Origin of the sequence: Kitasatospora sp. NPDC127060, from assembly GCF_042724935.1 — a bacterium.
Lineage (GTDB): Bacteria > Actinomycetota > Actinomycetes > Streptomycetales > Streptomycetaceae > Kitasatospora.
Genome location: NZ_JBHXEG010000006.1, coordinates 103,953 through 117,058 on the forward strand (window position 1 = coordinate 103,953; position 13,106 = coordinate 117,058).

Below are 13,106 nucleotides of genomic sequence, written 5' to 3' on the forward strand. Positions count from 1 at the left end.
GCAACCCGCGGCCCGCCTATATGCCCGGGCCTGTTGGGGGGCCCGCCCGGGGCCCCCGGGGCGTGGGGGGGGGGGGCGGGGGGGGCCCCGGCCGGCGCCCCCCCACCACGGTCGTGTTCCGGCGGCGGCACGTCCGTCAGGACTTCCCGGAATCCGGCGGGAATGGCGGCGGAAGGTCGTCATCGAACCTCTCCCGGCCCGCCGGTGGGGGAATTCGCCGCAGCCGCGGTGGGGGCATCGGCAAGGGACCGCTCCGGGTGGGCGGATTCCTCTCGACGAGGCAAAGGGCGTGATGTCCCGTCGCGGCCTTCAGTCGGGTGAATTCACGCCGCGGGCGGGAGCGCGGCAGCCGTCAGGCCGCCTGCTCCGCCTCCTCGACGATCCGGCCGTCGTGGAGCTCGATCACCCGGTCGGCGAGCCCCATCAGCGTCGGGTCGTGGGTGGCGACCAGGACGGTGACGCCCTCGCTGCGGACCACCGCGCGCAGCAGCTCCATGATCGAGCGGCCGGTCTCCGAGTCCAGCTGGCCGGTGGGCTCGTCGGCGATGATCAGACCGGGCTCGTTGGCCAGCGCGCGGGCGATCGCGACGCGCTGCTGCTGGCCGCCGGAGAGTTCGCCGGGCCGCTGGCCGGCGTGGTCGGCGAGGCCGACCAGGGCGAGCAGGGTGTGGGCGCGCTCCTCGCGCTCGGCCGGCGGGACCTTGCGCAGCCGCATCGGCACGCCGACGTTCTCGGCGGCGGTGAGCATCGGGATCAGCCCGAAGGACTGGAAGACGAAGCCGATCCGCTCCCGGCGCAGGGCCAGGCGGCCGTCCTCGTCCAGTCCGCCGAGGTCGATGCCGTCCAGCCTGATGCTGCCGCCGGTCGGCGCGTCCAGACCGCCGACCAGGTTGAGCAGGGTGGTCTTGCCGGAGCCGGAACGGCCCTTGAGCGCGGCGAGTTCACCGCGTTCGATGGAGAAGTCGATGCCGCGCAGGGCGTGGACGGTCCGCTCGCCGGTGCCGAAGCTGCGCCGGAGGCCGGTCACCTCCACCATCGGGCCGGTGGTCGTCGGGCCGGTCGTCGGGGTGGTGTCGGCGGCCTGGTGTCGTGTCATGCGGCGTCCCCCTGCGGGCGATGGGGCCCGGTTCTCTCCGGGCCAACGGATGTGGTGGCCAATTCGGTTCAGCGTCCCGGGCGGAGAATTCGTAACGGAGGAGTTCCCTGGTCAAAGGGGTGCACGGAAGCCCGAGTTGTGAAGTGTGCATGGCATTTCAATGGCTTGTCCCCGGTGGGGTGATGGCCAATACAATGAATTTGCTCATTGCTTACTTGATTCGCGCAAGTCCCTTCCGTTCCCGGATCGAATCTGACAGCATCGTCCGCTATCCGGCGATCGAATGCCGGGGATCACTGCGCCGGTGTGCCCGTGGGGTGTTCGTCCGTGGCCGAGATGTGCCCGGACCGGATCGACAGGCGCCGGGATGCGACCGGGGATGCAACCGGGGGAGGAACTTGATGCTCGGCTTCGTCGTGCGCAGGCTGCGCGGGCGACTGCCGCTGGCTGCTGCCGTCCTGCTGACGGTACTGATCACCACGGCGGTGCTGACCGCCCTGGTGACCTTCAACAGCGGTGTCGGCCAGGCCGGCCTGAGGCAGGCGCTCCAGGGGCCGGGTCATGCCCGGACCACCGTGGTGGTGACCGCCGAACACGGCCTCGACCAGCGGCAGAAGGACGAGGAGGCGCTCGCCTCCTACCGGCAGAAGCTCTTCGGTGACCTGCCCGTACGCACCGACAGTCTGCTCCGCAGCCGCTCCTACGGCCTGCCGGGCGGTGACGCCCCGGCGGGCGGTGCCCCGGCGGGCACCTCGACGAACGGCGCCCCGGAGGGTGCTTCGGCGGGTGGTCAATCCAGTTCCGACAAGCCCGACTTGACGGTGCTGGCCGACCTCGACCGGTCCCGGGTGAGCCTGGTCGCCGGTGCCTGGCCGGGCGCCGCCACCGGTCCGGTCCGCTCCGCCGCCCCGCAGGTCGCCGTCCCGCAGGCCATGCTGACCCGGCTCGGCCTGACCGCCGAGGCGCTGCCCGCGGACGTCCGGCTCGCCGACCGGTTCGACGGCTCGCCGCTGACCGTCCGGGTCACCGGCAGCTACCGGGTCGTCGACCCGTTCGCCCCCTACTGGCGGATCGACCCGGTCGGCGGCCACGAGATCCAGATCGGCGGGTTCACCACCTACGGCCCGATGATGGTCGACCAGAGCGCCTTCACCGCGGGCGGCCTGCCGCAGAGCAGCCGCGGCTGGCTGCTCGACGCCGACTTCGCGGGCGTCGACCAGAGCACGGCCGAGGCCATCGGTGCCCGGGCCCAGGGTCTGGGCGCCGACCTGCGGAAGACCTCCAGCCTCACCGCCAACACCGAAGTCCAGGATCTGGTGGGCGAGTTGTCGGCCAGCCTGCTGGTCGCCCGGTCCACTCTGCTGATCGGCGCCCTGCAACTCGCGGTGCTGGCCACGGCGGCCCTGCTGCTGGTGGTCCGACTGATCTCGACCCGCCAGGAGCGGGAGAACGAACTGCTCGCCGCCCGCGGCGCCTCCGGTGCCCGGCTCGGTGGCCTCACCGCGCTGGAGTCGGTGCTGCTCGCCCTCCCGGCCGCCGTGTTCGCGCCGCTGCTCACACCGTTCCTGGTCCGCGTCCTGGCCGGCCTCGGCCGCTCCCATCAGGTCGCCCTGGAGACCCAACTGCGCTGGACGCTCTGGCCGGTGGCCGTGCTCTGCGCCCTCGGCTGCATCGTCCTGGCCACCGTGCCCAGCCTGCTGCGCGGCGCCGGCGCCGCCCTGCGCCGGCGAGCCGGCCGCCGCCAGGCGGTGGTCTCCGGCATCGCCCGCAACGGCGGGGACCTCGCGGTGCTCGCCCTGGCCGCGCTCGCCTACCAGCAACTCGACCAGTACGGCGGCGGACTGTCCACCGACTCCTCCGGTCGGCTCGGCGTCGACCTGCTGCTGGTCGCCACCCCCACCCTGGCCCTGTGCGCGGGAACCCTGGTGGTGCTGCGGCTGCTGCCGCTGGTCGCCCGGCTGGGCGCCCGGGTCGCCGCCCGGGGCAGCGGCCTCGGCCCGGCCATGGTCGGCTGGCAACTGGCCCGTCAGCCCGCCCGGGCCACCGGGCCGGTACTGCTGCTGGTCATGGCCGTCGCCACCGGGGTGCTCGCGTTCGGCCAGCACGCCACCTGGACCGCCTCCCAGAACGACCAGGCCGCCTTCGACACGGCCGGCGGCCTGCGGATCTCCGCCTCGCACAGCTCGCTGATGGGCCAGGGCGGCCGCTACGGCGACCTGCCCGGTGGCGATCGGCTGGTCCCGGTGGACCGCGAGGACCAGGCGCTGCCGAACGGCAACGGCCAGGTGCTCGCGGTGGACACCGCCGCCTTCGCCGACCGCGTCCCGGTCCGCGCGGACCTGCTCGACGGCGCCGACCGGTCGAAGCTGTTCGGCGGGCTCGCCCAGCCGGCGCCGACCGGCGCGAAGGCCGGTGTGCCGCTGCCCGGCCGCCCGCTGCGGATCGACGTCGACCTGACCGTCCGGCAGGAGTACAACACCACGCCCTCGGCCCCCGGCCTGCCTCCGGTGACCCCCACCCCGCCGGAGCTGACCCTCCTGCTGCGGGACCGCTTCGGCTACGTCCACAAGGTCCTGGTCACCGGTCTGCCGACCGGCGGCGAGCAGCGCGCCTCGGCCCCGCTGAGCCCGCTGGTCGACGCCCCGATCGGCTCCGTCGCCGCACCGCTGAGCCTGGTCGGCGCGACCGTCACCTTCAGCGACCGGGCCGGGGGCGAGTTGACCGTCCGCCGGCTGGCCGTCTCGGACACCGCCGACGGGCCCGCGACCGACGTCCCGGTGCCGACCGGACTCTCCTGGACGGGCGGGGTGGTCGACGGGCCGCGGCTCAAGCCCGGTGAGCCGCCGCTCGCCACCGCACGACCCGAACCGGCCGACGCCGGGCGGCTGTTCGCCGTCGACTACCGTCCCGGGAAGGGCGTCGGCGGCACCGTGCGGGCCGTCCTCGGCATCGCCGGAGCGGACGCTCCGGGCGTGCTGAGCGGCGTCGCCACCCAGGACTACCTGACGCTCGTCGGCGCCCGTGTCGGTGACGTCCTCCGGGTGCCGTTCGCCGCGACGACCCTCCAGGTCAAGGTCACCGGGGAGGTCCAGGCCGTACCGGCGACCGGGCGCACGGCGCTGGTCATCGACCTGGCGACCACCGCTCGGGTGCTGGCCGCCCAGGGCCGGTCCCTGCCCAGCCGCGCCGAGTGGTGGCTGCCCGCCACCGGGCCGGGCGACCGCGTCCCGGCCCAGGCCGCCGCCGCCGTGCGGGCCACCCCCGGCTCCCAGAGCGTCCAGCTCTACGACGAGGTCTCGGAGGGAATGCTCAGCGACCCGGTGGGCGCCGCCCCGCAGAACGCGCTGCTGGCCATCGCGCTGGTCACCGCCGTGCTCGCCGCGATCGGCTTCGTCGCCGCCGTGGCCGGCTCCGCCCACGAGCGCGCCCGGGACTCCGCGCTGCTGCTCGCCCTGGGCGCACCGCGCAAGCAGGTGTCCCGCACCGTCGCGGCCGAACAGGCCCTGCTGGTCGGACTCGGCGGGGTGGTCGGGCTCGTCCTCGGCACCCTGCTCGTCCACCTGATCGTCCCGTTCGTCGTGCTGACGCCCGCCGCCCGCCGGCCGATGCCCGAGGCCCTGATCGAGCTGCCGGTCGGCCAGGCCCTGCTGTTCGCGGCCGCGATCGCGGTCGCCCCGCTGCTGTCGGCCTTCCTCATCGGACGCCGCCGTCGAGACGTGGCCAGCCGGCTGCGCCACGTGGAGGAGATGTGACCACCCAGGCCGGCACCCACGTGCCCACCCCGGAGACCGCCCACCGCCCCGCGCGGTGGGTCCGCACCAGACTGCGGGCGAACCCGTCGGCCGCCCTGCTGATGGCGGCCCTCGCCTTCGTCACCGTCTTCCTGGCGGCGGCCTTCCCCCGCGTCACGGACCGGGGCGCGGACACGGCGCTCCAGGACTTCGTCCGTAAGGCGGGTCTCAGCCAGAGCAGCCTGCAGACCACCTCCAAGACGCTGGACGACGACTACGCCGCCGAACTCGACCGGGGGCAGCGGCAGATCGCCGAGATGGTCGGCCGGCAGCTGACACCGGCCCCGGCGGGCCAGGCCTACGGGGCCCGGGCCCTGGGCGAGCGCGGGATGGGGAACCCGGAGTACGTCCGGTTCGCCGAGAAGCACACCGATCCGACCCTGAGCCTGCTCTACCTGCACGACCTGGCCTCCAGGGCCACCCTGACCGACGGCACCTGGCCGACCCCCGGCGTCGTCGGCGGTCCGCTGCCGGTCGTGATCAGCAAGAAGGCCGCCGAGTCCATCCACATCAAGCTCGGTGACGCCATCGACAACGGCGTCGAGGGTTCGGGTAAGAAGCGGACCACCGTGGTGGTCGGCCTCTACCAGGTCAACGACCCGCTGGACCCGTTCTGGGACGACCTCGGCTGCCCGGCCCGGGCCTGCCTGCGGACCGCGCCCGGGCACGAGCACTGGGCGACCACTGGATTCGTCGACGGCGGCAGCCTGCCCGCGATGGCCCGATGGGGGTCCAACGCCGAGAACTTCTGGCGGACGCCCGTCGACATCTCCTCGTTGCACGCCGACGGGCTCGCCCACACCCGCAACGTCCTCAGCTCCTTCCTGACCGGGCGCGACGCCACCGCCATGGCCGGTGCCACCGGGCGCGTCGACCTGCACACCTCCTCGGGCCTTCCCGAACTCCTCAGGCGGGCGGACGACCGCTACCAGGCCTCGCTGCCGCTCAGCACGATCGGCCCGGCGGGCGTCGCGGGCGTCGCCACCGTGGTGCTCTTCCTGGCCGCCGCGCTCACCACCGACCGGCGCGCCGCCGAGATCCGGCTGCTCCGGGCCCGCGGCGGCTCCCGCACCGGGGTGCTGGGACGGCTGCTCGGCGAGGGCGCCGTCACCGTCCTGCCCGCCGCCGTGCTCGGCACGGTCCTCGCCCTGGTGCTGCTGCCCACCGCCCGGTGGGACCGCTCGGTGCTGGCGGCCCTGGCCGCGACCCTGATCGCGCTGCTGGCCTTCCCGGTCCGCGCCGCCCTGCTGTGGTCGCGCCGGCGGCCGGCCGCCGGCCGGCGCCGCCTGGTCGGCGAACTCGCCGTCCTGGCGGTCACCGTCGCGGCCGTCGCCGAGGTCCGCCGCCGGGGCGTCGGCACCGGCGGCGGGCTGGACCCGCTGCTGGTCGCCGCTCCACTGCTGCTCGCCGTCACCGGCGGACTGCTGCTGGCCCGGACCGAGCCGGTGGTGGTCGGCTGGCTGGCCGCCCTCGCCGGGCGCGGCCGGGGCCTGATCGGCTTCCTCGGCCTGGCCCGCGCCGCCCGCGACACCTCGGGCCGGCGTCGGCCCTCCGTACTGCCGCTGCTCGCCCTGCTGATCGCCGTCACCACGACCGGCTTCGGCGCCAACGTGCTCGACACCGTCGACCACGTCCGGACCCGCGCCGCGCGCATCGTGACGGGCGGGGACATCAGCGTGTCCCTGCCGGACTACGGCACCCTGTCCGAGTCGTTCGTCAAGGCCGCCGACGCGCTGCCCGGCGTCCGGGCCTCGACCGGCGCCTGGGTCGAACCCAAAGCCCGTTTCGTCGGCGCCGACCAGGACTTCACCGAGGCCTACCTGGTGGTGGTCGAGCCGACGGCGTACGCGGAGATCGCCCGGACGGTCGGCGTCGGCGAGTTCGACCCGGCGAAGCTGGCCGGGACCCCGGGCGGCCGGGACACCCCGGTGCCCGCCCTGTTCAGCCGGGACCTGGCCAAGCGCCTGGCCGGCGGCCCGGCCGGGGTGCGCACGCCCAACGGCAACGAGCTGCGCACCACCGTGGCCGGGATCGTCGCCGCCACTCCCGCCCTGCCCGACCCGGGGAAGCCGTTCGTCGTCGTCCCGTCCGGCCCCGCCTGGGAGCGCCTGCCGGACGTCGCGCGGGCGAACAAGTGGTTCGCCGTCGGCGACGTCGACCCCGAGCAGGTCAGGTCGGCGCTGCGGACCAACGGCGGTGCCCAGCTGACGGGCATCGCCAAGCTGGTCGGGGAGAGTGCCGCGGAGGCCGGCAAGGCCACCCACGGCCTGCCCGCCGGATACTCGGTGCACAGCAGCCGGGAGACCTCCGCCGCGCTCGGCGACGACCCGCTGCAGCACGCGGCCGAGCGGCTGTTCTGGTACGCGGCGGCCGCCGGGGCCGGATACGCCCTGCTCGCGGTGCTGCTGACGCTGTTCCGCGCCGCGCCCGACCGCACGGCCGTGCTCGCCCGGCTGCGCACCATGGGCCTGCGGCCCCGGCAGGGACTGGCGCTGATCATCACCGAGGCGCTGCCGCAGACCCTGGCGGCGGCGGTCGGCGGCGGCCTGGTCGCGGTGGCGGCGGTCGCCCTGCTGGGCGGCGCCTTCGACATCTCGACGCTGGTCGGGGCCAAGGTCGGGGACGTCATCACTCCTGCGCCGCTGCCGGTGCTGCTGCCCACCGCGGGCCTGGCCCTGCTGGTCGGCCTCGGGGTGGTGCTGGAGACGCTGGTCGCCGGCCGGCGCCAGATCGCCACCGAGCTGCGGGCCGGGGAGCAGTCGTGACAGCGGGACCAGCGGCACGGACCGCGACAGCGCAGAACACCGGGGTCGGCCGGCCGGCCCGCAAGAGCCGGGTCGGCCGGACCGTTCGGACCAGCCAGACAGCCCAGACAGCCCAGACCGTCGAGACAGGAGAGCAGCCGTGAAGAGCACCCCCCAGGAGCGGCCGGCCGTCGAGGCCCCCAGCCTGCAGGAGCTCCGGCAGCGGGCCCTGGCCGCCGCCTCGCCCAAGGCGTACGGAGCGGGCGCGGCCATCGTCTGCGACCGGCTGGTGCGGATCTTCAGCGCCGAGGGGATCGAGGTCCAGGCGCTGCAGGGCCTGGAACTGACCATCCAGCAGGGCGACCTGGTCGCCCTGGTCGGCGCCTCCGGCAGCGGCAAGTCCACCCTGCTGACCATCCTCGCCGGGCTGGACGTGCCGACCGCCGGCACCGCCACCGTCGCGGGCTGCGACCTGCTGGAGATGTCCGCCAAGGAGCGGCTGCGCTACCGGCGCGAGGTGGTGGGCTTCATCTGGCAGCAGACCGCCCGCAACCTGCTGCCGTTCCTGACCGCCGCCGAGAACATCGCCCTGCCCATGCAACTGCGCGGCCGCCGCGGCGGGGCGCTCGCTGCGAAGCAGCAGGGGGCCCGGGTGGCCGAGCTGATGGAGGCGCTGGAGATCGGAGAGCTCGCCCACCGGCGCCCCAACGAGCTCTCCGGCGGCCAGCAGCAGCGGGTCGCGATCGCGGTGGCGATGGCCAACGACCCGCCGGTGCTGCTCGCCGACGAGCCGACCGGCGAACTGGACTCCGAGACCGCGGGGGTGATCTTCGAGTCCTTCCGCACCGTCAACCGGGAACTGGGCACCACCGTGGTGATCGTCACCCACGACCCGATGGTCGCGGGCGAGGTCCGCCGGACGGTGGCGATCCGCGACGGCCGGACCAGCAGCGAGGTGCTGCGCCGCACCGTGACGGACGAGCACGGCGAGGAGTCGGTGAACGAGCGCGAGTACGTGATGCTGGACCGCACCGGGCGGGTGCAGCTGCCGGTCAAGTTCCTGGAGGCGCTCGGCATGGAGCACCGGGTGGCGGTCGACCTCGCGGCCGACCACATCGAGGTCCGCCCGGGCGACCTCGCCGGGAGCTGAGGTCCGCTCAGCCGTCGCCGCCCATCCGCTGGAAGAGGCCGCTGCCCTCGGCGTCCTTCCGGAGGTCGGGCGGCGCGGCCCCGTCGGCGCGCTCGCCCCGGGAGGCGGCGGTGCAGAGGGCGAAGACGAGCAGGGCACTGGCCGCCGCGGCGAGGATGCCCAGTGCGGTCAGGACGCGTAGCCAGGTCAAGGGAGTGCCTCCTGGGGACGGTGCGAGGGAGCGCCGCCGGGGTGTATCGGCAGCTCGGCCCGCACGGTCGAGTGCCCACGCTCGGTTCTTCCCGCCGACTGCGGTGCGACAGGTGGTCTGCGCGGGCGCTCGAAGCATCGAGGGGGCGTGTCACACTCCCTCGCGCGCCCCCGCGCGGCGGTGACGGTCCGTCCGGTGCGTTCCTCGACCAGGGCGCGCAGCGCCGACGGGTCGGGCTTGCCGAGCCCGTTCGGCGGGATCGAGGACAGCACCAGGACGGTGTCCGGGGCGCACCGGGCGTCCGCGTGCTCGCGCGCCCAGCGGCGCAGTTGCTCCGGGGGCGCCGGGGCGTGCGGCCGGACGGCCACGACGGCGTGGACGCGCTCCAGGCGGTCCGGGTCGGTGGTCGCGAACATCACCGCCTCGCGGACGTCCGGGTGGGTCCGTAGCGACTCCTCGACCTCCTGGGGGAACACATTGTGCCCCTCGACGATCGTCATCTGGTCCCGCCGCCGTGGCACAGCGGGGTGCAGAGCAGGAAGCACGCACCCGACAGCAGCGCGGGCCGGGCGGGCCGGGCGAAGCGGCGCAGCACGCCCTTCGGCCGGCCGGTGGTGCCGCCGGTGAACCGGAGGGCCGTCACGTCCTCGGGGCGGTAGGGCCTGGTCGGCGGCACGCACGGAATCCGCCCCGCGGACCGCCGGTGCGGGCGCGGGCGACGGCCTTGTTAGGGTCGTCGGTCGGACGGTGACGGGGGAGCGGTGGGCGGCGAGGTGGAGGCGGCGGTCGTGGCGCCGCGCGGGGTGCTGGACCTGCGGGGCGAGGCCGGGGCGGGGCTGGTGGTGGCCTACCCGGCCGGTGCCGTGGTGGTGGTGTCGGGCCTGCCGGGGGCCGGCAAGAGCACCCTGCTGCGGCGCTGGGCGGCGACGGGCGGAGCCGTGGCGACGGTGGATCCCCGGACCGTGCACGAGGCCTGCGAGGCGGTGATGCCCGCGCGCCTCCCGTACGCGGTCTACCGGCCCTGGGCGCGGTTGGAGCACTTCCGGCTGCTGCGCGCCTCGGTGCGGCGCGGCGGCCCACTGCTGGTGCACGACTGCGGCAGCCGCGCCTGGATGCGCCGCTGGCTCGCCCGGGAGGCCGGCCGGCAGGGCCGGGAACTGCACCTGGTGCTGCTCGACGTCGGCGCCGCCACCGCCCTCGACGGCCAGCGAGCCCGTGGACGGCGGGCCTCCGCCCGGGTGTTCGCGCGTCATCGTCGGGGCCTGGGGCGGTTGTCGGCGGCGTTCACCCGGTACGCGCGCTGCGGCGGGCCGGTGCCGACGCCGGAGGCGGCGTCGGTGCTGCTGCTCGACGCCGTCTCCCGGGCGCGGGCGGAGGCGGTCACGTTCCGGACGGCTCGTTGAGCTCGGCCGCGGGCCGGGTGTCGCGCCTCGGTTCCGGCGGATCGGCGGATGCCCCCGGTGCGGCGGGGCACAGCACGGCATGATGGCACGGACCCGGAGGGAGACGTGGAGCGGATGGTGCGGATCGAGACCCCTCGGCTGGTGCTGCGGCGCTGGCGGGAGAGCGATGTGCCGGTGATGGCCCAGGTGCACGGCGACCCGGAGGTGATGCGCTGGATCGGCGAGGGGAGGGCCCTCACCCCGGAGGAGAGCCGCCGGGCCGTCGAGCGGTTCGAGAACACCTGGGAGACCGAGGGCTTCGGCCTGTTCGCGGTGGAACTGCGCGACACCGGTGAACTCGCCGGGTTCACCGGCCTGGCCGTGCCGTACTTCCTGCCGGAGGTGCTGCCCGCCGTCGAGATCGGTTGGCGGCTCGGCCGGGCGTACTGGGGCCGGGGCATCGCCACCGAGGCGGCGTGGGCGGCGCTGCGGTTCGGCTTCGAGACCGCGGAGCTGGACCGGGTGGTCAGCATCGCCCAGATCGGGAACACGGCCTCCGAGCGCGTGATGGCCAAGCTCGGCCTGCGGCCCGAGCGCGAGACCACCCGCCCGGACAGCGGCACCCCCTTGCGCGTCCACGAACTGACCCGCGCCGACTACTTCGCCCGCCCCCGGCGGGCGCACGAGGGGGGTGGCACGCCGTAACCGTCCCCGGGGCGGCGGGCGCGCTGCGAGACTGGGGTGAACAGCGTCCGACACGGAGAGAGGTCACACCCCGCATGTCCAGCAGCGCCGCCGTCGACAACCCGTGGTTCCGCCGGTTCAACCCGTCGGACTCCGCGCCCGCCCGGATCGTGATCTTCCCGCACGCGGGCGGCTCGGCCAGCTACTACCTGGGGTACGCCAACGCGCTGGCCCCGTACGCGGACGTGCTGGCGGTGCAGTACCCGGGCCGGCAGAACCGCTTCGCGGAGCCGACGATCCACTCGGTGCCGGAACTCGCCGAACAGCTCTACCGGGAGCTGCGCGCGTGGATGGACCGTCCGGTCCTGTTCTTCGGGCACAGCATGGGCGCGGCCGTCGCGTTCGAGGTCGCCCGCCGCTTCACCCGGGACGGACTGGCCGGGCCCGAGCGGCTGTTCGTGTCCGCGGGCCGCGCGCCCTCGCTGCCGCGGGACAGTTCGGTCCACACGCTCTCCGACGACGGCATGCTGCGGGAGATCGTCCGGCTCGGCGGGACGGACGAGCGGATCCTGGATGTGCCCGCCCTGCGCGAGCTGGTCATCCCGGCGCTGCGGGCCGACTACACCGCCATCGAGACCTACCGGGCCGAGGCGGACGCCGTCGTCCCCCAGCCGATCACCGGTCTGGTGGGGGAGAGCGACGGCAACGCCACGGCCGAGCAGGTCGCCCAGTGGGAGCGGCACACCAGCGGCGGGTTCAGCCTGCGGACGTTCCCGGGCGGGCACTTCTACCTGGCGGAACAACTCGACGCGGTGGTGCGCCTGTTGGCCGCGCACCTGGGCGGCTGAGGCCCTCGGGCCGCGGGGGCGAGCGGGTCAGGTGGTGTAGTCGGCGTTGAGCTTGACGTACTCCTCGGTGAGGTCGCAGCCGTAGACGGTGAACGCGCCGTCGGCGATGCCCAGGTCGATCCCGATGACCACGGCCTCGCCGCCCAGGTAGGCGCGGGCCCGCTCCAGCAGGGCGTCGTCCGGGTCCTCGGGGTACATCGGGAGGTCGCCGAACGCGATCCGGACGGCGGCCGGCTCGATGTCGGTGTCGTCCTGAAGCTTGCCGACGGCCATGGTGACCCGCCCCCAGTTCGGGTCGGCGCCGTGCACGGCCGCCTTGACCAGCGGGGAGTTGACCACGCTCTTGCCGACCCGCTTGGCCTGGGCCGCGTCGCGCGCCCCGGTGACCCGCACCTCGATCAGCTTGGACGCCCCTTCGCCGTCCGAGGCGATCTCGCGCACCAGGTGCAGGGCGCACTCGTACAGCGCCTGTTCGAAGGCCGCCGGGTCGACCGGTCCGGCCAGTCCGTTGGCGAAGACCGCGGCGGTGTCGCTGGTGGAGGTGTCGGTGTCGATGCTCAGCGCGTTGAAAGTGCGGTCCATCACCCGGCGGAACAGGGCGTCGAGTTCGGCGCCGGGGAGGTCCGCATCGGTGAAGAAGAAGGTCAGCAGGGTCGCCATGTTCGGCTCGATCATGCCGACGCCCTTGGCGATGCCGACGAGCAGGGCGTCCCCGCAGCGCGCGTGGACGTACTTGGGCCGGGTGTCCGTGGTCATGATCGCGCGGGCCGCCGCCGGGTAGTCGGCCTCGGGGAAGGGCCAGGTCAGGGCGGAGAGCCCGGCGCGGATCCGGTCCATCGGGTACGGGCGCCCGATCACGCCGGTGGAGCCGATGACGAGTTCCTCCGGGGCGATGCCGACCACCTCGGCGACCCGGCGGCGCACCTCGGCGGCGTTCTCCGCTCCGGTGCGCCCGGTGGCGACGTTGGCGTTGCGGGACAGCACGACCATCCCGCGGCTGCGCCGGAGCGCGGCCGCCTCGCGGCTGAGCAGGACGCTGGGGCCGGCGAACCGCGAGCGGGTGAAGACCGCCGCGGACCGGCAGGGGACTTCGGAGACGACGGCGGCGAAGTCGTCCTCGACGTCCTTGAGGCCCATGTTCGTCGTGATGGCCCGGAAGCCGCGGGGTGTCACCGGTTGCATGGTCGATCGACCCTCTCGGAGTGGTGGAGTGGCGGGAGT

Annotated in this window: 11 protein-coding genes; 6 read left to right on the top strand and 5 right to left on the bottom strand. The window is 74.8% G+C overall.

Translation table 11 applies throughout. From position 1 onward, the window contains the following. Positions 1-352: 352 nt before the first annotated feature. Positions 353-1,096: an ABC transporter ATP-binding protein gene (locus tag ACFWIS_RS05940; protein ID WP_380523486.1), complete on the bottom strand. Its 744-nt coding sequence runs from the start codon at positions 1,094-1,096 to the stop codon at positions 353-355. Positions 1,097-1,497: 401 nt separating this feature from the next. Between ACFWIS_RS05940 and ACFWIS_RS05945 the strand changes: the two genes are divergently transcribed. From ACFWIS_RS05945 to ACFWIS_RS05955, 3 genes are all read left to right on the top strand, one after another. After that, positions 1,498-4,848: an FtsX-like permease family protein gene (locus ACFWIS_RS05945; RefSeq protein WP_380463939.1), complete on the top strand. Its 3,351-nt coding sequence runs from the start codon at positions 1,498-1,500 to the stop codon at positions 4,846-4,848. Beyond that, positions 4,845-7,652 carry a hypothetical protein gene (locus ACFWIS_RS05950; RefSeq protein ID WP_380523488.1) on the top strand — a complete coding sequence of 936 codons (2,808 nt, stop codon included), beginning with the start codon at positions 4,845-4,847 and terminating at the stop codon, positions 7,650-7,652. The genes ACFWIS_RS05945 and ACFWIS_RS05950 overlap by 4 nt, the downstream gene beginning before the upstream one ends. 139 nt (positions 7,653-7,791) lie before the next feature. Further along, complete coding sequence (locus ACFWIS_RS05955) at positions 7,792-8,781, top strand: ABC transporter ATP-binding protein (RefSeq protein WP_380458124.1); 990 nt, start codon at positions 7,792-7,794, stop codon at positions 8,779-8,781. Positions 8,782-8,788: 7 nt separating this feature from the next. Here the strand turns inward: ACFWIS_RS05955 and ACFWIS_RS05960 are convergent, their stop codons facing one another. Genes ACFWIS_RS05960 through ACFWIS_RS05970 form a run of 3 tightly spaced genes read right to left on the bottom strand, consistent with a single transcriptional unit; the run spans position 8,789 to position 9,647 of the window. After that, positions 8,789-8,971, bottom strand: coding sequence for a hypothetical protein (locus ACFWIS_RS05960; protein ID WP_380458126.1), 183 nt, complete (start codon positions 8,969-8,971; stop codon positions 8,789-8,791). Beyond that, a complete protein-coding gene (locus ACFWIS_RS05965) occupies positions 8,968-9,471 on the bottom strand; it encodes a hypothetical protein (protein WP_380458128.1) in 504 nt (167 codons plus the stop codon). Before ACFWIS_RS05965 ends, ACFWIS_RS05960 begins: the two co-directional genes overlap by 4 nt. Further along, positions 9,468-9,647, bottom strand: coding sequence for a hypothetical protein (locus ACFWIS_RS05970; RefSeq protein ID WP_380458130.1), 180 nt, complete (start codon positions 9,645-9,647; stop codon positions 9,468-9,470). The genes ACFWIS_RS05965 and ACFWIS_RS05970 overlap by 4 nt, the downstream gene beginning before the upstream one ends. A gap of 85 nt (positions 9,648-9,732) precedes the next feature. Between ACFWIS_RS05970 and ACFWIS_RS05975 the strand changes: the two genes are divergently transcribed. From ACFWIS_RS05975 to ACFWIS_RS05985, 3 genes are all read left to right on the top strand, one after another. Beyond that, positions 9,733-10,374 (top strand): AAA family ATPase, encoded by a 642-nt coding sequence (locus ACFWIS_RS05975; RefSeq protein WP_380458132.1) that lies wholly within the window; start codon positions 9,733-9,735, stop codon positions 10,372-10,374. 114 nt (positions 10,375-10,488) lie between these two features. Next, complete coding sequence (locus ACFWIS_RS05980) at positions 10,489-11,058, top strand: GNAT family N-acetyltransferase (RefSeq protein WP_380458223.1); 570 nt, start codon at positions 10,489-10,491, stop codon at positions 11,056-11,058. Between the two features lie 74 nt (positions 11,059-11,132). Continuing rightward, complete coding sequence (locus ACFWIS_RS05985; protein WP_380458134.1) at positions 11,133-11,885, top strand: thioesterase II family protein; 753 nt, start codon at positions 11,133-11,135, stop codon at positions 11,883-11,885. Positions 11,886-11,912: 27 nt separating this feature from the next. On the opposite strand, the gene argJ is transcribed toward ACFWIS_RS05985, so the two are convergent. Next, positions 11,913-13,067 (bottom strand): bifunctional glutamate N-acetyltransferase/amino-acid acetyltransferase ArgJ, encoded by a 1,155-nt coding sequence (gene argJ / locus ACFWIS_RS05990; RefSeq protein WP_380458136.1) that lies wholly within the window; start codon positions 13,065-13,067, stop codon positions 11,913-11,915. Between the last annotated feature and the right edge of the window lie 39 nt (positions 13,068-13,106).

Bases quoted from the DNA above. Each gene is read 5' to 3' on its own strand.
- ACFWIS_RS05965 (WP_380458128.1), bottom strand. From the start codon at position 9,471: ATGACGATCGTCGAGGGGCACAATGTGTTCCCCCAGGAGGTCGAGGAG.
- ACFWIS_RS05940 (WP_380523486.1), bottom strand. From the start codon at position 1,096: ATGACACGACACCAGGCCGCCGACACCACCCCGACGACCGGCCCGACG.
- ACFWIS_RS05985 (WP_380458134.1), top strand. From the start codon at position 11,133: ATGTCCAGCAGCGCCGCCGTCGACAACCCGTGGTTCCGCCGGTTCAAC.
- argJ (WP_380458136.1), bottom strand. From the start codon at position 13,067: ATGCAACCGGTGACACCCCGCGGCTTCCGGGCCATCACGACGAACATG.
- ACFWIS_RS05945 (WP_380463939.1), top strand. From the start codon at position 1,498: ATGCTCGGCTTCGTCGTGCGCAGGCTGCGCGGGCGACTGCCGCTGGCT.
- ACFWIS_RS05980 (WP_380458223.1), top strand. From the start codon at position 10,489: ATGGTGCGGATCGAGACCCCTCGGCTGGTGCTGCGGCGCTGGCGGGAG.